20 protein-coding genes and 1 riboswitch are annotated in these 19778 nt (G+C 70.6%); of the genes, 17 read left to right on the top strand and 3 right to left on the bottom strand.

What is annotated here, in order from left to right; translation table 11 throughout:
- Positions 1-72: 72 nt before the first annotated feature.
- Entirely contained in the window at positions 73-987 is a 915-nt protein-coding gene (locus QOL88_RS15985) for an SCO6745 family protein (protein ID WP_373559286.1), read from the top strand.
- A gap of 187 nt (positions 988-1174) precedes the next feature.
- Here the strand turns inward: QOL88_RS15985 and QOL88_RS15980 are convergent, their stop codons facing one another.
- Positions 1175-1360 (bottom strand): antitoxin, encoded by a 186-nt coding sequence (locus QOL88_RS15980; RefSeq protein WP_097217069.1) that lies wholly within the window; start codon positions 1358-1360, stop codon positions 1175-1177.
- A gap of 163 nt (positions 1361-1523) precedes the next feature.
- Here QOL88_RS15980 and QOL88_RS15975 point away from each other — a divergent pair, with 163 nt between their 5' ends.
- The 14 genes from QOL88_RS15975 (at position 1524) to QOL88_RS15910 (ending at position 16133) form a co-directional block, all read left to right on the top strand.
- On the top strand, positions 1524-2300 hold the full coding sequence (locus tag QOL88_RS15975; RefSeq protein WP_373559285.1) for an HNH endonuclease family protein: 777 nt from the start codon (positions 1524-1526) through the stop codon (positions 2298-2300).
- Between the two features lie 45 nt (positions 2301-2345).
- Positions 2346-3569, top strand: a complete 1224-nt coding sequence (locus tag QOL88_RS15970; protein WP_097217068.1) for an MFS transporter — start codon at positions 2346-2348, stop codon at positions 3567-3569.
- Positions 3570-3609: 40 nt separating this feature from the next.
- Complete coding sequence (locus QOL88_RS15965; RefSeq protein ID WP_097217067.1) at positions 3610-4353, top strand: GNAT family N-acetyltransferase; 744 nt, start codon at positions 3610-3612, stop codon at positions 4351-4353.
- A gap of 185 nt (positions 4354-4538) precedes the next feature.
- Positions 4539-5168, top strand: coding sequence for a hypothetical protein (locus tag QOL88_RS15960; RefSeq protein ID WP_097217066.1), 630 nt, complete (start codon positions 4539-4541; stop codon positions 5166-5168).
- A 38-nt stretch (positions 5169-5206) separates the two neighbouring features.
- On the top strand, positions 5207-6703 hold the full coding sequence (locus tag QOL88_RS15955; RefSeq protein ID WP_257028064.1) for a serine/threonine-protein kinase: 1497 nt from the start codon (positions 5207-5209) through the stop codon (positions 6701-6703).
- A gap of 142 nt (positions 6704-6845) precedes the next feature.
- Positions 6846-7493 carry a SurA N-terminal domain-containing protein gene (locus QOL88_RS15950; protein ID WP_097217064.1) on the top strand — a complete coding sequence of 216 codons (648 nt, stop codon included), beginning with the start codon at positions 6846-6848 and terminating at the stop codon, positions 7491-7493.
- 161 nt (positions 7494-7654) lie between these two features.
- Positions 7655-8674, top strand: coding sequence for a nucleoside triphosphate pyrophosphohydrolase (locus QOL88_RS15945; protein ID WP_097217063.1), 1020 nt, complete (start codon positions 7655-7657; stop codon positions 8672-8674).
- A 255-nt stretch (positions 8675-8929) separates the two neighbouring features.
- Positions 8930-10237 (top strand): cytochrome P450 family protein, encoded by a 1308-nt coding sequence (locus tag QOL88_RS15940; RefSeq protein ID WP_097223018.1) that lies wholly within the window; start codon positions 8930-8932, stop codon positions 10235-10237.
- A gap of 121 nt (positions 10238-10358) precedes the next feature.
- Positions 10359-11348, top strand: coding sequence for a LysM peptidoglycan-binding domain-containing protein (locus QOL88_RS15935; protein WP_097217062.1), 990 nt, complete (start codon positions 10359-10361; stop codon positions 11346-11348).
- 228 nt (positions 11349-11576) lie between these two features.
- Positions 11577-11743: riboswitch (cyclic di-AMP (ydaO/yuaA leader) on the top strand.
- A 3-nt stretch (positions 11744-11746) separates the two neighbouring features.
- Positions 11747-12439, top strand: coding sequence for a LysM peptidoglycan-binding domain-containing protein (locus QOL88_RS15930; RefSeq protein ID WP_097217061.1), 693 nt, complete (start codon positions 11747-11749; stop codon positions 12437-12439).
- Between the two features lie 285 nt (positions 12440-12724).
- Positions 12725-14005 (top strand): phosphopyruvate hydratase, encoded by a 1281-nt coding sequence (gene eno, locus QOL88_RS15925; protein ID WP_097223017.1) that lies wholly within the window; start codon positions 12725-12727, stop codon positions 14003-14005.
- 102 nt (positions 14006-14107) lie between these two features.
- Complete coding sequence (locus QOL88_RS15920; RefSeq protein WP_185007760.1) at positions 14108-14584, top strand: FtsB family cell division protein; 477 nt, start codon at positions 14108-14110, stop codon at positions 14582-14584.
- Between the two features lie 53 nt (positions 14585-14637).
- A complete protein-coding gene (locus QOL88_RS15915) occupies positions 14638-15168 on the top strand; it encodes a DUF501 domain-containing protein (protein WP_030899602.1) in 531 nt (176 codons plus the stop codon).
- Positions 15165-16133 (top strand): Ppx/GppA phosphatase family protein, encoded by a 969-nt coding sequence (locus tag QOL88_RS15910; protein ID WP_097217059.1) that lies wholly within the window; start codon positions 15165-15167, stop codon positions 16131-16133. Before QOL88_RS15915 ends, QOL88_RS15910 begins: the two co-directional genes overlap by 4 nt.
- Positions 16134-16152: 19 nt before the next feature.
- Here QOL88_RS15910 and QOL88_RS15905 read toward each other — a convergent pair whose 3' ends face one another.
- Positions 16153-16422 carry a type II toxin-antitoxin system RelE family toxin gene (locus tag QOL88_RS15905; protein WP_097217058.1) on the bottom strand — a complete coding sequence of 90 codons (270 nt, stop codon included), beginning with the start codon at positions 16420-16422 and terminating at the stop codon, positions 16153-16155.
- Positions 16419-16691, bottom strand: a complete 273-nt coding sequence (locus tag QOL88_RS15900; RefSeq protein WP_048457331.1) for a type II toxin-antitoxin system Phd/YefM family antitoxin — start codon at positions 16689-16691, stop codon at positions 16419-16421. Before QOL88_RS15900 ends, QOL88_RS15905 begins: the two co-directional genes overlap by 4 nt.
- Before the next feature lie 234 nt (positions 16692-16925).
- Here QOL88_RS15900 and QOL88_RS15895 point away from each other — a divergent pair, with 234 nt between their 5' ends.
- Both QOL88_RS15895 and QOL88_RS15890 read left to right on the top strand, forming a co-directional pair.
- Entirely contained in the window at positions 16926-17861 is a 936-nt protein-coding gene (locus QOL88_RS15895) for a PRC and DUF2382 domain-containing protein (protein WP_097217057.1), read from the top strand.
- 513 nt (positions 17862-18374) lie between these two features.
- On the top strand, positions 18375-19763 hold the full coding sequence (locus QOL88_RS15890; RefSeq protein WP_097217056.1) for an NAD(P)/FAD-dependent oxidoreductase: 1389 nt from the start codon (positions 18375-18377) through the stop codon (positions 19761-19763).
- The last annotated feature ends 15 nt before the right edge of the window (positions 19764-19778 follow it).

Genomic DNA, 19778 nt, shown 5'->3' with positions numbered 1-19778 from the left:
CAGTGTCAAGTTGTACGGGACCGGAAGCGATGGGGTCCCGCCTGCGGGATCGGGCACGAGTGGAGATACGCCATGCCGGAACAGGTCACTGAGATCGACGAGGGCGCCGGGGTGCGGGAAGGCGGTGTGGAGCCGGCCCGCGTTCGGCAGATGTGGCACCTGCTGGAGCCCTTGCATGCCGTGCTGTACTACGCGCCGGAGGCATTCGAGGAGGCGTCCGCCCTCGGGTACGGCACGGACGAGCGCTGGCCCAGCTACTTCCCCTACCGTGCCGCCCCGTTGGGCGAGGTCGGGCCGGAGCAGGTGGCGTCGGCCTTCTACAGCTTCAGTCCACGCATGGTCGCCGAGCACGTCGAACCGGCGTGGCGGATCGCGAGCCCCGCCGCGGTGATCGAGGCGAGGACGCGGGCGGTCGACAGGGCCTACCGCGCCCTGTTCGGCGACCGGGTGACCGGCCCCGAGCTGGCGGAGGCCGCCGCGCTCGTTCGGCGTGCGGCAGAAGCCGCGGACACGGCCGCGCGTCCACTGGCCGCCGCCAATGCCGCGCTCGACTGGCCGCAGGCCCCGCACCTGCAGCTCTGGCACGCGGCGACGATCCTGCGCGAGCACCGCGGCGACGGCCACCTCGCGGCCCTGCTCACGGCGGGCCTGGATCCCGTGGAGTCGCTCGTCTCCTTCGCAGCGATAGGCGCCGCGTCGGTGGAGCGCTTCGAGAGCCGCGGTTGGAGCCCGCAGGAGTGGACGGCCGCGCGTGGCCGCCTGACCGCCAGAGGACTGGTCGGCGTGGACGGCGCGGCCACGGAGGCGGGCCGGGCCCTGCGCCGGAGCGTGGAGCAGCGCACCGACCAACTGGCCGCCGGCCCATGGCACTCCCTCGGCCCTGCCGGCACCGACCGTCTCGCCGGGCTGCTGGGTGACTTCTGGGTCGCGGTTCTGGCGTCGGGCCTGCTGCCTTCGGAAACGACGTTGGGCATAGGCAAGGTCTGAGCGCCGGGTGCACGGACGAGTTCCGACCGGAGGAGATTGCCTCGGACGCAAGAGTTAAAGCCGCCCGCAACAGACACGCGTGAAGCCGTCCGTGGCAGACGCACGAAGCCGCCCGCAGCAGACACACATGAAGCCGCCCGCAGGACAGATCCATGGGTCTCCGCGGACGGCCTCGGAGTCGAAGGCCTTACTGCTGGTCAGGCCGTTCCCGGTCGCGGTCCATGCCCAGCGAGCCCTCGACGCGCTGCTGGCCGGAGTCGACCTGGTCTTCGTACTTGCCGCCGGTCCTCTCGTTGATCCGCTCTTCCGCGGCGTCAGAGCCCTGCTTGCCCTTGTTCCGCGCCTGGCTCTTGAACTTGTCGAAGATGCCCATGCAAAGCTCCCTCCGGAGGTGACTCAGAACCGACGATACGCGCGTGATGCGAAGAATGCGCATTGAGGCCCGATGTGGTCTGAACCTCTTCCTCGCTACCGTGGGACCGGGCGCGGGCCGGCCCGTAACGGAGCGGAACAGACAGACAGAGGAGGGGCGCAGGGTGACGCGTCTGAGGGGCGGGGCGGCACTGGCTGTCGCGATGGTGTTCACCGGTTCGGCACTGGCCGGCTGCGAGGGTTTGACTCCGCCCGCGGATGGCGGTGGATCCTCCGCCTCCGGCGCCCCGGCCGCCGGCGACGGACGCGCCGCGAACCCGCTGGACAACCCGGACGGCACCAAGCCGGGACTGGCGGCGGTCACCTCCGGCGCGGACAAGGAGAGGGCACGCGCCCTGATCGAGAAGGTGGCGACGAAAGGCCGCGGCCCCAGGACGGGCTACGAACGGGACAAGTTCGGCTACGCCTGGATGGACTCGGCGCCACGTGACGTCCCCTACTCCCACAACGGCTGCGACTCGCGGAACGACCTCCTGAAGCGAGACGGGGAGGACCTGCGTTACCGCGCGGGGTCGGACTGCGTCGTCACCTCGCTGACGCTGCACGACCCCTACACCGGGAAGGTCATCGAGTGGACCAAGTCCCATGCGATCAAAGTCCAGATAGACCACGTCATGCCGTTGTCGTACGACTGGCAGATGGGCGCTTCGCGCTGGACGAAGGACAAGCGGGAGTCCATCGCCAACGACCCACTCAACCTCGTCCCGGTGGACGGGCCGACGAACGGCTCGAAGGGGGACTCCGGCCCGGCGTCCTGGCTGCCCCCGAACAAGCAGATTCGCTGCTCCTACTCGGTGCGCTTCGCCCAGGTGTCCCTGAAGTACGAACTTCCCGTGACGTCGGCCGACAAGGAGATGATGCTGAAGCAGTGCGGCGGGTAGGGACCCTGCCCGGTGGGCAGTTGACGTCGATCGGAGGGTGAACGGATGCCGAGCGGACTCATCGCGCTGGCACTCGGCGGATTCGGTATCGGTCTGACCGAGTTCCTGATCGCCGGGCTGCTGCCGCAGGTGGCGTCGAGTTTCGCGGTGTCCGAGGCGGCCGCCGGCTGGCTGATCTCGGGCTACGCGTTGAGTGTCGCGGTCGGCGCGATCGCCCTGACCGCGGCGACGGCACGGCTGCCCCGAAAGCACATCCTGGTCGGCCTGGTGGCGCTGTTCGTCATCGGCAACCTGCTGTCCGCGGTCGCACCGAACTATCAGGTGATGTTGCTCGGGCGGATCGTGGCGGCGTTGTGCCACGGCTCGTTCTTCGGGATCGGGTCCCTGGTCGCGCGCAGTCTGGTCGCACCGGAGAAGAAGTCCCAGGCGGTGGCGGTCATGTTCGCCGGGCTGACGGTCGCGAACGTGCTGGGTGTGCCCTTCGGCGCACTGGTCGGTGAGCGGTGGGGCTGGCGAGCGGCCTTCTGGGCGGTCACGGCGATCGGCCTGCTCGCGCTGGCGGGAATCGCCGCGCTGGTCCCCTCCCGGGCGGGCCGGGTGCAGCCGGCGGCAGAAGCCGGGCAGGCGACGGGGACCGGAGCGGAGCGAATATCGCCCAGCGGCCTGGCGCAGCAGCTCCGGGCCTTCCGCTCCTGGCAGGTCTGGCTGACGCTGGTGGCCACCGCCCTGAGCTACGGCGGGATGTTCGGCGCGTTCAGCTACATCGCCTACACCTTCACCGAGGTGAGCGGCTTCGCCTCCGAGGACGTCGCCTGGCTGCTGATGGTCTACGGCGTCGGACTGGTCGTGGGGAACCTGGTCGGAGGGCGCGCGGCCGACCGGGACCGGGACCGGGCCCTGGTCCTCGCCCTGCTCGGACTCGCCCTCACCCTGGCCTTGTTCGGGCTGCTGGCGGACAGCGGCACCGTCTCGGTGGTCCTCGTCTTCCTCATGGGCGTGACCGGGTTCGCCAGTGTGCCCGGCATGATCACCCGGGTCACCGACTTCGCCCACGGGGCGGCCCTGGCGGCGAGTGCCAACGTGTCCGCGTCCAACGTCGGCAATGCGCTGGGCGCCTGGCTCGGGGGCGTGGCCATCTCCGCGGGTCTCGGGTACACGGCGCCGCTGTACGTGGGGGCCGGGATCGTTCTGATGTCCGTGGCCGTCATGGTGGTTGCCGCGCAGCGGGCCAGGTCGTCCCAGGCGGCGGACCGGGTGCCCGCTCGGTAATTCGGTTCCGTGCGTCCGCCGCCCTGCCTACCGTGATCACATGCAGCCGAAGATATCGAGCCTCGCCGACCGCCCGGACATGCTGGAGCGGGTCGTGGGGATGGCGGACAGCTGGCCGGAGTTCGTGATCCAGGACCTCGTGGGCGCCGCCCACTTCCCGCGGATCGCCGCCGAACTGCCGGAGTACGTCCTGTTCGCCGAGGACGAGCGGGGCGAGGTCGTGGCGAACGCCTACAGCGTGCCGTTCGCCCTCGGAGCCGAACACCGCGGCCGGCTGCCCGCCAACGGCTGGGACACCGTGCTGGTGTGGGCCTTCTCCGATCTGCGGCGCGGAGTCCGGCCCGACACCGTCAGCGCGATCTCGGTCTCCATAGCCCCACAAGCACAGGGGCGCGGCCTGTCCGGGGTGATGCTCTCGGCCATGCGGGACAACGCCCGGGCCCGCGGCTTCCGCGAGGTCGTCGCCCCGGTCCGCCCCAACGCCAAGCACCTCGAACCGCACACGCCGATGGAGGAGTACGCCCGCCGTGTCCGCCCCGACGGCCTGCCCCAGGACCCGTGGCTGCGCGTCCACGCCCGGGCCGGGGCCACCATCGACTCGGTGGCCCCGGCGTCCATGACGGTGGCCGCCTCGCTCGCGGACTGGCGTCGCTGGACGGGCCTGCCCTTCGACACCGACGGCGACATCGAGGTGCCGGGCGGTCTGGTGCCGGTGCGCTGCGAGGTGGAGCGCGGGTACGCGGTGTACGTCGAGCCCAACGTGTGGATGCGGCATCCCCTGTAGGGCGTGACGGACGGTTCGGCCTACGACGGGCCGGGGACGGGCTGTTCACACGAAGTGATCAGCATGACAACGGTTCGGTACAACCCGTGACCGGTTGTCCGTGTCGGGCTATACGCTCGGATTCCCCAACAGGGTCTGTCACTCGCACGCCCGTCCCCATCGGCCACACCGGTCCAGGAGCAGTCATGTACGGCCACGGCGCGGCGCCGCCTCCCCGCAGCGCGGCAACGGTCATCTCCCTGCGTGTGCTGTTCGCAGCAGCCGGCTTCCTCACGTGCGGCGTGCTGGCCTGCGTACCGCTGTTCCGGGTGGCCGTGCTGCGCGGACGGGCCCTCGACTGGGTGCTGGCCTGGGTGAGTCTCCCGCTGTCCATCGCGTGCTTCGTCGTGATCGGCACCCTGCCGGAGGACGACTACCGGACCGACCTCGCGCTGGCCCTGATCCTGCTGCTCGGAGCGGCCTCCGCCATCTACTTCCTCGTCACGGACATCGGACACCACGGCGAGCGGCGGAGGTTCGCCGGTTACGCGTCGCCCCACGCGCCGACCGTCGCACAGACCCCGTACGGCTACCCGCACCAGGCGCCGCCGTACGCCCCGACGCCCACGCCCGTCCCGCAGCCCCCGGGGCCCCACACCCCCGCCCCGCACGACACGCCCCGGGTCGCGGGCCCCATCCAGCCGCCCCCCTCGCCCCAGCGCCCCGCCCCGGCCCGCATCGACCAGGTCCGCGCCGAACTCGACGAACTCAGCGACTACCTGCGCCGGCACGAGGGAGAAGGCCACCGGGACGGCAACCACGAGGGCGGACGGTGAGCGTGGCGGCAGGACGTGTCGTCGCCGGGCGCTACGAACTGTCCGCCATCCTCGGGCAGGGCGGCATGGGCCAGGTCTGGACGGCGTACGACCAGCGGCTCGACCGGCGCGTGGCGGTGAAGCTGCTGCGCCCCGACAAGGTGGCCGGCCAGGACGCGGAGGAACTGCGGCGCCGTTTCGTGCGCGAGTGCCGGGTGACCGCGCAGGTCGACCACCCCGGCCTCGTCACCGTGCACGACGCGGGCAGTGAGGGCGAGGAGCTGTTCCTCGTCATGCAGTACATAGACGGCGCCGACCTCGCAGGCCACCTTGCCGAGCACACCCCGTACCCCTGGCAGTGGGCGGTCGCGGTCGCCGCGCAGTTGTGCGCAGTACTGAGCGCCGTGCACGCGGTGCCGATCGTCCACCGCGACCTCAAGCCGCGCAACGTGATGGTGAAGCAGGACGGCACGGTCACCGTCCTCGACCTCGGCGTCGCCTCCGTCATGGACGCGGACACCACCCGCCTCACCCACACCGGCACGCCCATCGGCTCGCCCGCCTACATGGCCCCGGAGCAGGCGATGGGCGGCGCCGTCGGCCCCTACACCGACCTGTACGCGCTCGGTGTGGTCCTGCACGAACTGCTCAGCGGCGACGTGCCCTTCTCCGGCTCCACGGCCCTCGGCGTCCTGCACCGGCACCTGTACGAGCCCCCGCTGCCCGTACGCCGCATCCGGCCCGAAGTCCCCGAGGCCCTGGAGGCCCTCGTCCTGCGCCTCCTGGCCAAGGACCCGCAGCACCGGCCCGCCTCCGCGCAGGAGGTCTACGAGCACCTGGAGCTGCTCCTGCCCGCGCGCGGGACGCCCACCGGAGCGGCCCTCGACCCCACCCGCCCCTTTCTGCGCCCGCACGCCCCCTGGCCCGACCGCGCGCGCACCCCCGCGCCCCAGCCCACGCCGGCCACACCCGTCACCGAGGCACCGGGGCAGACGGACATCGTCCGCGCCGTCGACGAGGTCAAGCGGCTCCTCGGCGAGGGCCGGGTCACCCAGGCCGTCGACATCCTCGGGGCGATCCTGCCCGCGGCCGCCGAACAGCACGGGGCGCACTCCCCGGTCGTGCGCACCCTGCGCAAGCAGTACGCGGCGACGCTCCTGGACGACGGCCAGTACCGGCGCGCCCTGCCTGAGCTTCGCCGCCTCGCCGACGAACGCGCCGCCGAGGCGGGCCAGGCCGACCCACAGGCCCTGCGCCACCGCTACGAGGCCGCCCAGTGCCTCGAACAGCTGGGCGAACCGGCCGCGGCGCTCGCCGAGTACCGGGCGGTCCTGCCGTACTACGAGAACCAGTACGTCGCCGCCGGCGGACCCGAGCTCGCGCACGACGTCCGCCGCCGGATCGGGCACCTCCAGCTCGCCCTCGGGGACCGCGGTGCCGCCCACGACACCCTCGCCCGGCTGCTGCACGACGTGGAGCGCACCCACGGCCCCGGGCACCCGCTCGGTGTGGAGATCCGCAGGACGCTGCACTGGCTGGGGCAGGTCCGCGGCTGACGGCCGCCCGGAGTTAGACGCGGCGGTGCCGGAAGTCCCGGTGAATCGTTGGTCGAATGGGTTGGCCAGAGCTTGGCCACTGCCTACCATCGATCATCGCAAGACCTTGTGCACCGTCGCACAATCTCCTCGGGAGGTTTCCTTGCACCGCCGCCGTCGCACCGCGCTCGTCCTCACCGCCGCGATCGCCGCCGCGGCGCCCCTTCTCACCGCCTGCGGGAACGACGCGCATCCTGGCGCGGCAGCCGTGGTGGGCGGCCAGCGGATCACCGTCTCGCAGCTGGACGAGAGGGTCGGCGAGGTTCGCGCGGCCCAGCGGGCGGCCGTACGGGACGAGGCGCAGTACCAGCAGGCCATCGCCAGGACCGGCACCCTCACCCGCGACACCCTGCACACCATGGTCCTCGACCGGGTGCTGCACCGCGCCGCCGAGAACGCCGGAGTGAGGGTCTCCCGCAAGGAGATCCAGGCGATGCGGTCCGGCCTGGAACAGCAGGCCGGCGGCGCGAAAGCGCTGGAGACGACCTGGCTCCAGCAGTACGGCATCCCGCCGCAGCGCCTCGACGAGAACCTCCGCCTCCAGCTGGAGGCCCAGAAGCTCGCCGAAAAGCTCGGCACGAACACCGACCGTCCCGAGTTCTGGAAGGCACTCTCCGACGCTTCCAAGGACCTGAACGTCGACCTCAACCCGCGCTACGGCACCTGGGACGTCCAGAAGAGCAGCCGCGCCGACGCCAAGACGCCCTGGGTACGGGACGTCACGGCGGCACAGACGCAGCAGGGCATGTAGGACGCCCGACCGCCGGGCCCTGTGGACAACCCGACCACCGGACCCAACCTGACCTCCGGGCCCTGTGGACAACCTGGCCGCCGGGGCCCTGTGGACAACCTGACCTCCGGACCCTGTGGACAACTTCGGGCGCTGTCGGCGGCGTGGGATAGCTTCGAACCGTGAACGCCAACAGCCCCGAAGCCACCCCGGGCCCCGAGCGGACCGCCCCCGACGCGGCAGCCGCCCCCGGCCGCATCGTCCTGCTCACCACCAGCCACCGCGTCGCCCCCGGCCTGCTCTCCTGGCCCGCCTGGCAGGCACTGCACGCGGCCGACCGGGTGCTGTGCGCGGACGGCACGCACCCGCAGCTGCCGTACCTGCGCGAGGCGGGGATCCCCGTCGCCGAGGCGTCCCCGACCGCCCAGGAGCTGGTCGACGCCTGCGCCGGCGGACACACGCTGGTCGTGGTCGCGACCGGCGAGGGCGAACCGGTCCTCACGGACGGCCTGGCCCGCCTCGCCGGCACCGGCCGTATCGCCATGCCCGAGCTGGAGCTGCTGCCCGCCTCCTACGACCTGCCGGGCGCCCGGCTCCTCGATCTGGTCCAGGTCATGGACCGCATCCGCGCCGAATGCCCGTGGTCTTCCCAGCAGACCCACGAGGGTCTGGCCAAGTACGGCATCGAGGAGGCGTACGAACTCGTCGAGGCGATCGAGGAGGGCGACCGTGACGAACTGCGCGAGGAGCTCGGTGACGTCCTCCTCCAGGTCGTCTTCCACGCCCGCATCGCCGAGGAGGGCCGCCCGGAGGACGGGGAGGAGCCCTTCTCCATCGACGACGTGGCCGGCGGCATCGTCGCCAAGCTGATTCACCGCCATCCGCATGTCTTCGGCGACGCGACGGCCACCACCCCCGAGGAGGTCAAGGAGCACTGGCTGCGCACCAAGGCGGTCGAGAAGCAGCGCACCTCGATCACCGAGGGCATCCCCCTCGGCCAGCCCGGCCTGGCCCTCGCCGCCAAACTGGCCTCCCGTGTCCGCACGGCGAACCTGGACATACCCCTCCCACCCGTCGAGGGCATCGGCTACGACCTCCTGGCCCTGGCCGTCCGCGCCGAGTCGGAGGGCGTCGACCCGGAGGCGGCTTTGAGAGCGGCGGCCCGCGCGTACCGGGACGCGATCAGAGACGCCGAGGGCTGAGCGGCCCGGGGACGGAGACCTGGGCTCCCGGAAGCCGGAAGCCGGAAGCCGGGAGCCGGAAGCCAGGAGCCAGGAGCCAGGAGCCATGAGCCGGAAGCCGGAAGCCGGAAGCCAGAAGCCATGAGCCGGAAGCCAGGAGCCATGAGCCGAACGCTGGGCGCCGGGAGTCAGGAAGACGGACGGCCAGCCCCAGGAAAGCCCAGCCCAGCCGCGACCGAGGCAAGAGCGCTCCCGGAAGCCGGATACCGTCGAGCCGTGACCGACCAGCCCCAGCCCAGCACACCCGCGACCACTCCCGACCTCTTCACCTGGGAGTTCGCGAGCGACCCCTACCCCGCCTACGCCTGGCTCCGCGAGCACAGCCCCGTCCACAAGACGCGGCTCCCCAGCGGTGTGGAGGCCTGGCTGGTCACGCGGTACGCCGACGCCAAGCAGACGCTCGCCGACCACCGGCTCTCCAAGAACCCCGCGCATCACGACGAACCGGCGCACGCCAAGGGCAAGACCGGGATCCCCGGGGAGCGCAAGGCCGAGCTGATGACGCATCTGCTCAACATCGACCCGCCGGACCACACCCGGCTGCGGCGGCTCGTGTCCAAGGCGTTCACGCCCCGCCGGGTCGCCGAGTTCGCGCCGCGGGTGCAGGAGCTCGCCGACACCCTCATCGACGGGTTCGCGGAGAAGGGGTCAGCCGACCTGATCCACGAGTTCGCGTTCCCGCTCCCCATCTACGCCATCTGCGACCTGCTCGGTGTCCCGCGCGAGGACCAGGACGACTTCCGCGACTGGGCGGGCATGATGATCCGTCACCAGGGCGGTCCCAGGGGCGGCGTCGCGCGGTCCGTGAAGAAGATGCGCGGCTACCTCGCCGACCTCATCCACCGCAAGCGGGAGGCGTTGCCCGCCGAGGCCGCCCCCGGCGAGGACCTCATCTCCGGTCTCATCCGCGCGTCCGACCACGGTGAGCACCTCACCGAGAACGAGGCGGCGGCCATGGCCTTCATCCTGCTGTTCGCCGGTTTCGAGACGACCGTGAACCTGATCGGCAACGGCACCTACGCCCTGCTCACCCACCCCGGGCAGCGCACACGGCTCCAGGCGTCCCTCGCCGCCGGGGAGACCGGCCTCCTGGAGACCGGCGTCGAGGAACTCCTCCGCTACGACGGCCCGGTCGAACTCGCCACCTGGCGTTTCGCCACGCAGTCCCTCACCCTCGGCGGGCAGCGCATCGAGGCCGGCGACCCCGTCCTCGTGGTCCTGGCCGCCGCGGACCGGGATCCGGAGCGGTTCGCCGATCCGGACGTGCTGGACCTCTCCCGCCGCGACAACCAGCACCTCGGCTACGGCCACGGCATCCACTACTGTCTCGGCGCCCCGCTCGCCCGTCTGGAGGGCCACACCGCGCTCGCCACCCTGCTCACCCGCCTCCCGGACCTCCGGCTCGCCGCGGATCCGGCCGAGCTGCGGTGGCGCGGCGGCCTCATCATGCGGGGGCTGCGCACGCTGCCGGTGGAGTTCGCACCGGTAGCACCGGCTGGACGTGACGAAACATCAGACCTGTGATCTTCACGTGATCTGCGCGGCATGAACTTGTGACAAGTGATCGACTGCCGATACGTTCACCCATCAACGCGGCGGGGAATCACGCCGCGTCGGTCACTGCTGTCTCGCGAAAGGTCTCCGTATGCTCTCCGGGAACGGTCGGCACCGTCGCCCCCGCCAGGCTCCGGCTCTCCTCGTGGCGGCCGGAGTGACCGGCTCCGCCATCGCGATCCCGCTCCTCGGGGCCTCCGGCGCCAGTGCGGCCGACGGCACGACCTGGGACCGGGTCGCGGACTGCGAAACCGGCGGCGCGTGGAGCCAGAACAGCGGCAACGGCTACTACGGTGGCCTGCAGTTGTCCCAGGAGGACTGGGAGAACCACGGCGGCCTCGACTACGCCGCGAGCGCCGACCTGGCCAGCCGCTCCCAGCAGATAGCCGTGGCCGAGAGAATCCTCGCCGACCAGGGGGTCGGCGCGTGGCGCACCTGCGGACTGCTCTCCGGGCTCGAGCAGGGCAAGGACTCGGACTCCGGCGCGTCCGGTTCATCCGACTCGTCCGGCCCGACGGACTCGCCCGGCCTGCTCGACTCGCTCGGGTCGTCGCCCTCCGCGAGCCCTTCCTCGTCCCCGTCGTCGTCCGACACGCCGTCGGACACGTCGTCGGACACGGAGGATGAAAAGACTAAGTCGGACAAGTCGTCTGAATCCGCTGACTCCGCGTCGCGGGACCAGGGGTCCGGTGGTTCTCCGTCGGCCACTCCGGAGAGCGGCGAGGCCGGCAACGCGCGGCAGGGTGACGAATCCTCGGCGCTGACCGACACCGGCTCCGGCCGCCATCGCGGCCCCAGTGCCGACGAATCCCTCCCGTCCGACAGCGGCCGTGCGGACGAGTCCACGGGCCGTCACGCCTCGGGCGGTGACGAGGGCTCCGAAGAGGGCTCCGGTGACGCCGTCCAGGGCGATTACATCGTGGGAGTCGGCGACAGCCTCTGGTCCATCGCCGACTCCCTTGACGTCAGCGGCGGATGGCACGCGCTCTACGTGGGCAACGAGAAGGCCGTCGGTACCGACCCGAACCTCATCCAGCCCGGTCAGAAGCTCACGGTGGAGGGCGAAGGGGACGAGAAGTAGCCGTTCGGGCAGTGCGGAAACGGGGGCGGAAGTCGCCCCGAAACCGCGCGAGTTCGCGTCATATTTCGCGGCGAATGTCCTGTTTGGGGCCCGTGAGAGATAGATCTCAGAAGCCTTGATCGTCTTTGAGATTCCGTGGATCGCGTGTCTACGGTCGTGACCGCTCGTCACCGCGAGCCCCGGCTGCCGCAACGCCGAATCCTGCCAGCGGCCGTACGGGAACAGTCGTCGCGTCAAGCGCCGTAGGCAGGAGCGGGGGACCCAAGGTAGGTGCCCGACCGGACAGTTGTGCCGGAAGGGCTTGGGGTGAAGCCGTGTCCCGGGAGGGGCGCGGCCGGGCAACTCAACCGGCCCGAACCCGACAGCTCACCTCGCAGGCGTCGGTGAGGGGATCCACCATGCTGTTTTCCGGCAAGGGCACGCACCGCCGTCCGTCCAAGGCCTCTCGGGCCATCGCCATCGCCGGTGTCACCGGTGCCGCCGTCGCCGCCCCGCTGATGGCGGCCGGCAACGCCTCCGCCGCCACCTCCTCCGAGTGGGACGCCGTCGCCCAGTGCGAGGCCGGCGGCAACTGGTCCATCAACACCGGCAACGGCTACTACGGCGGTCTGCAGTTCTCCGCCTCCACCTGGGCCGGCTACGGCGGCACCAAGTACGCCGCCACCGCCGACCAGGCCACCAAGGAGCAGCAGATCGAGATCGGCGAGAAGGTTCTCGCGGGTCAGGGCAAGGGCGCCTGGCCGGTCTGCGGCAAGGGCCTGTCGAGCGCCGGTTACACCGGCGGCGGCTCCACGAACGACTCGGGCAGCTCCTCGCAGAGCCAGCAGCAGAGCACCGAGTCCCGTGAGACCCAGCAGCCGGCCTCCCGCTCCGACGAGCGCCCGGAGGCCAAGAAGACCGTCACCACCCCGACCGGCAAGAAGGTCAAGAAGGGCGACGGCGAGTACAAGGTCGTCAAGGGTGACACCCTCAGCTCGATCGCCGAGGACAAGAAGGTCAAGGGCGGCTGGGAGAAGCTCTACCAGCTGAACAAGGACATCATCGACGATGCCGACCTCATCTACACGGGCCAGCAGCTGCACCTGAAGTAAGCAGCGGCTCACCGGACCCGCCAGGGTTCCGGCCCGCCCGGACCCGCCCAGGGTCCACAGGCTCCCCGTCCCGGTGCGTCATCCCCCGTACGCACCGGGGCGGGGTTTTTCGGCAACCGGCTTTGTTCCGTTCGGAAACAATTTACTCTCGGTTCTGTCCATGGGGTGGGCGACCCGGTGGCCGATCGTCCCGAGCCGGTTAGGCTCATGTCGCGAGCCACCGGGCCCGCACCTCGCCGGGTCCACGCGACCCGCGTCACCGCGTCACATAAGAAGGAGATGCTCGTGCCGTCCATCGACGTCGTCGTAGCCCGGGAAATCCTGGACTCCCGAGGCAACCCCACGGTCGAGGTCGAGGTCGGCCTCGACGACGGCAGCACCGGTCGTGCCGCCGTCCCGTCCGGCGCCTCCACGGGCGCCTTCGAGGCCATCGAGCTCCGCGACGGCGACTCGAACCGCTACCTCGGCAAGGGTGTGGAGAAAGCCGTCCTCGCGGTCATCGAGCAGATCGGCCCGGAGCTGGTCGGCTATGACGCCACCGAGCAGCGCCTGATCGACCAGGCGATGTTCGACCTGGACGCCACCGACAACAAGGGCTCCCTCGGCGCCAACGCCATCCTCGGCGTCTCGCTCGCCGTCGCCCACGCCGCCTCCGAGGCCAGCGACCTGCCGCTGTTCCGCTACCTGGGCGGCCCCAACGCGCACCTGCTGCCGGTGCCGATGATGAACATCCTGAACGGCGGCTCGCACGCCGACTCCAACGTGGACATCCAGGAGTTCATGATCGCCCCGATCGGCGCGGAGTCCTTCTCCGAGGCCCTGCGCTGGGGTGCCGAGGTCTACCACACGCTGAAGAAGGTCCTGAAGAGCAAGGGCCTGGCCACAGGTCTCGGCGACGAGGGTGGCTTCGCCCCGAACCTCGGCTCCAACCGCGAGGCCCTCGACCTCATCCTCGAGGCGATCAACGAGGCCGGCTACACCCCCGGCGAGCAGATCGCCCTGGCGCTCGACGTGGCCGCCTCCGAGTTCTACAAGGACGGCGTCTACACCTTCGAGGGCAAGCAGCGCTCGGCGGCCGAGATGACCGAGTACTACGCGGAGCTCGTCGACGCGTACCCGCTCGTCTCCATCGAGGACCCGCTGTTCGAGGACGACTGGGAGGGCTGGAAGACCATCACCGCCAAGCTCGGTGACAAGGTCCAGCTCGTCGGCGACGACCTGTTCGTCACCAACCCCGAGCGCCTCGCCCGCGGCATCGAGGAGGGCGCGGCCAACGCGCTCCTGGTCAAGGTCAACCAGATCGGCTCGCTCACCGAGACCCTGGACGCCGTCGAGCTGGCCCAGCGCAACGGCTTCAAGTGCATGATGTCGCACCGCTCCGGCGAGACCGAGGACGTCACCATCGCCGATCTGGCCGTCGCCACCAACTGCGGCCAGATCAAGACCGGCGCCCCGGCCCGCTCCGAGCGCGTCGCCAAGTACAACCAGCTGCTGCGCATCGAGGAGATCCTCGACGACGCCGCGGTCTACGCCGGCCGCAGCGCCTTCCCGCGCTTCAAGGGCTGACCCCGGCCACAAGAGGCAGCGTCGTACGTACGTCCCCGTACTCGGTCCCGTACCGTGTCCGGGGACGTACGCGCGTATGACGGTGGAGCGGGAGGCGGACAGATGGCCGTGAAGGACCGGGACCGGTTCTCCACCGCGACCAGGATCCGGCTGCTCGGTGAGCAGACCGCGGCCCGGGTCTACCGTTCCCAGACCAAGCGCCAGGCCCGCCGCTCGCGGCTGACCGGCCGGGCCGCGCTGCTCGCCCTCGTGCTGTGCTCGCTGATCGTGGCCCTGGCCTACCCGATGCGGGAGTACGTCTCGCAGCGCGCCGAGATCGACGACCTCCAGCGTGAACAGCAGCAGGCCCGCGAGCGCGTCGAACGGCTGCGCGACCTGAAGGCGCGCTGGCAGGACGACGCGTACGCCGAGCAGCAGATCCGGCAGCGGTTGCACTACGTCATGCCGGGGGAGACGGGCTTCATCGTCGTCGACCCGCACGCGGCGAAGCAGTCGCGCACCGACCTCGGGGCGGCCGACCGCCCCTGGTACTCGAACGTGTGGGACGGGGTCGACAAGGCCGACGCCGCCGGCCGGTGACCCGAGTCCCGCTCAGTGACCTGAACCCAGAGAAAGACAGCCTGAAGACAGTCATGGAAACGCCCCCGCCGACCACCCCGCGCACCGAGCCCACCGACGCCGACGTCGAGGCCTTCAAGCAGCAGCTCGGTCGGCCCCCGCGCGGTCTGCGCGCGATCGCGCACCGCTGCCCGTGCGGACAGCCCGACGTCGTCGAGACGGCCCCGCGGCTGCCGGACGGCACGCCGTTCCCCACGCTCTACTACCTGACGTGCCCGAAGGCGAACTCGGCCATCGGCACGCTGGAGGCCAACGGCGTGATGAAGGAGATGACCGAGCGGCTGGCCTCGGACCCGGAGCTCGCGGCGGCCTACCGGGCCGCGCACGAGGACTACATCCGGCGGCGTGACGAGATCGAGGAGCTCAGGAACTTCCCGAGCGCGGGCGGCATGCCGGACCGGGTGAAGTGCCTGCACGTCCTGGTGGCCCACTCGCTGGCCGCGGGGCCGGGCGTGAACCCGCTGGGCGACGAGGCTCTGGCCATGCTGCCCGAGTGGTGGCGCAAGGGCGCCTGTGTGACGACCGCCGAGGAGGACGCCCAGTGACCCGTGTCGCCGCCGTGGACTGCGGTACGAACTCCATCCGGCTCCTGGTCGCTGACGCCACTGGCGCCTCCGGCGCGGGCGCCACCGGTGAGCTGGTCGACCTGGACCGCCGGATGACGATCGTGCGGCTCGGGCAGGGTGTCGACCGCACCGGCCGGCTCGCCCCCGAGGCGCTCCAGCGGACCTTCGCGGCGTGCCGCGAGTACGCCGCGATCATCAAGGAGCACGGGGCGGAGCGGCTGCGGTTCGTGGCGACGTCCGCCACCCGGGACGCCGAGAACCGGGACGAGTTCGTGCGCGGCGTGCTGGACATCCTGGGCGTCGAGCCCGAGGTGATCTCCGGGGACCAGGAGGCCGCGTTCTCCTTCACCGGCGCCACCAAGGAACTCGCCGGGGGCGACCACCTTCCGAAGCCCTACCTGGTCGTGGACATCGGCGGCGGCTCGACCGAGTTCGTCGTGGGCGACGACCGGGTCCGGGCGGCCCGCTCGGTGGACGTCGGCTGCGTCCGCATGACCGAGCGGCACCTGGTCCGGGACGGGGTGGTGAGCGACCCGCCCTCCGAGGAGCAGATCGCGGCGATGCGGGCCGACATCGAGGCCGCGCTCGACCTCGCCGAGCAGACGGTGCCGCTGCGCGAGGCGCGCACGCTGGTCGGCCTGGCCGGCTCCGTGACGACCGTGTCGGCGATCGCGCAGGAGCTGCCCGAGTACGACTCCGAGGCCATCCACCACTCCCGCGTCTCCCACGAGAAGGTCCGGGAGATCACCGAGTGGCTGCTGCGCTCCACCCACGCCGAGCGCGCGGCCGTCCCGTCCATGCACCCGGGCCGGGTCGACGTGATCGGGGCGGGTGCCCTCGTGCTCCTGTCGATCATGGAGCGGATCGGCGCGCAGGAGGTCGTCGTGAGCGAGCACGACATCCTCGACGGCATCGCTTGGAGTTGCGCCGTCGAGGCGCGCTGAGACGGTGCCGGGCGGGGCGTCACAGGTTGCGGTAGACGTCCCGCCGGTCGCCCACCTTGACCACGAGGACGACGAGTTCACCATCGTTGATCTGGTAGGCGACCCGGTAGCTACCGACCCTGAGTCGGTAGAGGCCCGACGGGCCGGTGAGCCTCTTGACGTCGGCGTCTTGCCCGTACGGATCGTCACCGAGTGCGGTCAACGCGGTCAGGATGCGCATGGCGTCGGGTCGGCTGATGGCCCGAAGCTGACGCTGTGCCGCGGTGGTGAACCGGAAGGCGTACTTCACGCCGCCTCGCCGTCCTGCTCGGTGAACAGATCCGCCAGCAGTTCCGCCATCGTCACGGTGGTGCCGCCCTCGGCCAGCACAGCTTCGGCCTCGCGCGCCAACATCACGTCGGCGGCTTCCTCCAACGCTTCGAAGTCCGAGATCGGGACCACGGCCGCCACCGGTGCGCCGTTGCGCGTGATGACGGTCGGGACACCTTCCTCGGCCCGGTTGATGTGATCGGCGAGGTGTGCGCGGGCTTCCCGTACAGTCACGGTGTTTTCAGTCATGAAGTAAGTGTACGCATCGGCGTGTACACGGCGCATCCGTCCGTAGGGGAAGCGCGTTCGTTCGTGCGCGATCCTCGACGGCATCGCGTGGTCGGTGGCGTGACGGCAGTGCACTGAAGTGGCGTAAGCAACTTACGAAAAGTATGCGCTCTTTGTTGCCTATGGTCCGTTTCACCCTTTTTGTGATGGTGCACCCGAGCGGAGAGCATCTCCACGAGAAGGGTGAGACCAACCATGATCACCAGAGAGCAGATAGCGACCGTGCTGGACCACACGGTCCTCGACGAGGGCGGCAAGAAGATCGGCGAGGCCAAGCATGTCTTCCTCGACGACGCGACGGGGCGCCCGGAGTGGGTGTCGGTGAAGACGGGGCTGTTCGGCAGCAGCGAGTCGTTCGTGCCCATCCGTGACGCGACGGTGGTCGAGGATCACACGGAGGTGCCGTACTCCAAGAGCATGGTCAAGGACGCACCGCGCGTCGACGTCGACAGCGGTGGCCACCTCTCGGAGGAAGAGGAGCACCGGCTCTACGAGCACTACGGCATGGACTGGGACGAGTCCTGGTCCCGTGCCAATCAGCCCGGTGAGGGCGGCTGGGCCCACCAGGGCGGGACCGGTGCGGCAGGTGCCGCCGGAGCTGCGGGTGCCGCCGGAACTGCCGGTGCTGCCGGAACTGCCGGAGCCCCCGGAGCCCCCGGAGCCCCCGGAGCCACGGGCTCGGCGGGTACGTCCGGTACGGCCGCCGATGCGCGCAGGGATGCGGACGACGACGCGATGACGCGTTCCGAGGAGCGGATGCACGTCGGTGTCGAGCGTCGCGAGACGGGCCGCGCCCGGCTGCGCAAGTACGTCGTCACCGAGGAAGTGGAGACCACGGTCCCGCTGCGGCACGAAGAGGTGCGCGTCGAGAGGGAGCCCATCACGGATGCCAACCGGGACGCCGCGATGTCCGGGCAGGAGATCGGCGAGGCGGAGCACGAGGTGGTGCTCCACGAGGAGCGGCCGGTGACCGAGACCGAGACCGTGCCGGTGGAGCGGGTGCGTCTGACCGCGGAGGAGCACACCGAGCAGGAGACCGTCCGCGGGAAGGTGCGCAAGGAGCGCATCGAGGGCAGCGCCGAGGAGATCGACGACGACCCGGACGGCATGGGCCCGGACCGCCGCCGGTAGGGGCGCCGCGCCACGGGGCTCTGCGGGTGCCGACAGGGGACCTTCGCCGGCACCCGCCGGAGCGCCGGGTGGATCACCTCGCCGTGAATCGTGCTGGTCACGGCCTCCGTTGAGCGCCGGGAGCCACGAGTGAGCGGTCAGGGCAGGGCCTTGGGCGACCTGGGCTCGGGAAAGTTCGTGAAGTTCTTCACAAGGAATTCGGTCCTCCCGGGCGATGAGAGGGGCCCCGTTGGCCCGTCCGGGGGCTGAACAGTCCTTTGAACATGTTCAGAAGCATGGTATGGAGGGGGTCGGGAAGCTGCTCGAAGTGGCGCTCGGGGAATGCCTCACGAAGGCTCCCGCAGCACAGAGAGGCAGCTCACGCGGCATTGACAACGCTCCGGGGTGCATAAAGGAGCCCGGTTGTCACCATGACGTGGATCACGCGGGCCGGCGGAGGATAACACACACCCCACCCGAGCTTGTGAAGGGGCGCACGAGCTACCCCCCTGAGACGGGTGGATACTCGATGGCATGAGCACCACGGAGCGTCCCAGGATCCTCGTAGTAGGCGGTGGGTACGTAGGCCTGTACGCAGCTCGGCGCATCCAGAAGAAGATGCGCTACGGCGAGGCGACCGTCACGGTCGTCGACCCCCGGTCGTACATGACCTACCAGCCCTTCCTCCCCGAAGCCGCCGCCGGCAACATCTCCCCGCGCCATGTCGTCGTCCCGCTGCGACGCGTGCTGCCCAAGGCGGAGGTTCTCACCGGCCGGGTCACCACCATCGACCAGGACCGCAAGGTCGCCACGGTCTCCCCGCTGGTCGGCGAGGCCTACGAGCTGCCCTTCGACTACCTGGTGATCGCGCTCGGCGCGGTCTCCCGCACCTTCCCGATCCCCGGCCTCGCGGAGCAGGGCATCGGCATGAAGGGCGTCGAGGAGGCCATCGGCCTGCGCAACCACGTCCTCGAGCAGCTCGACAAGGCCGACTCCACCACCGACGAGGAGATCCGCCGCAAGGCGCTCACCTTCGTCTTCGTGGGCGGCGGTTTCGCCGGTGCGGAGACCATCGGCGAGGTCGAGGACATGGCCCGGGACGCCTCGAAGTACTACAAGAACGTGTCCCGTGAGGACATGCGCTTCATCCTGGTCGACGCCGCCGACAAGATCCTCCCCGAGGTCGGTCCCAAGCTCGGCAAGTACGGCAAGGAGCACCTCGAGGGCCGCGGCGTCGAGGTCTACCTGTCCACCTCCATGGACTCCTGCGTCGACGGCCACGTGGTGCTGAAGAACGGCCTCGAGGTCGACTCCAGCACCATCGTCTGGACCGCCGGCGTCAAGCCCAACCCGGCCCTGGCCCGCTACGGCCTGCCGCTGGGCCCCCGCGGTCACGTCGACTGCGAGCCGACCCTCCAGGTCAAGGGCACCGACTACATCTGGGCCGCCGGCGACAACGCCCAGGTCCCGGACCTCGTCGGCCGCAAGGCGGGCAACGAGAACGCCTGGTGCCCGCCGAACGCCCAGCACGCGCTGCGCCAGGCCCGGGTCCTCGGCGACAACGTGGTGTCCGGCATGCGGGGCTTCCCGCAGAAGGACTACGCGCACGCCAACAAGGGCGCGGTGGCCGGTCTCGGCCTCCACAAGGGCGTCGCGATGATCGTCATGGGCAAGGTGAAGATCAAGCTCAAGGGCCGCCTCGCCTGGTACATGCACCGTGGCTACCACGGCATGGCGATGCCGACCTGGAACCGCAAGATCCGCGTCTTCGCCGACTGGACCCTCGGCATGTTCCTCAAGCGCGAGGTCGTCTCGCTCGGCGCCATCGAGACGCCGCGCGAGGAGTTCTACGAGGCCGCCAAGCCGGCCCCGGTCGCCGCCGCGCCGAAGGAGAAGACCGAGGAGAAGGCCAAGGCCTCCTGACCTCCGGTCGGTCAT

The organism is Streptomyces sp. Ag82_O1-12, from assembly GCF_900182715.1.
Lineage (GTDB): Bacteria > Actinomycetota > Actinomycetes > Streptomycetales > Streptomycetaceae > Streptomyces > Streptomyces massasporeus.
Note: the sequence above shows the minus strand (reverse complement) of the source record. Positions and strands in the feature narration are given on the sequence as shown.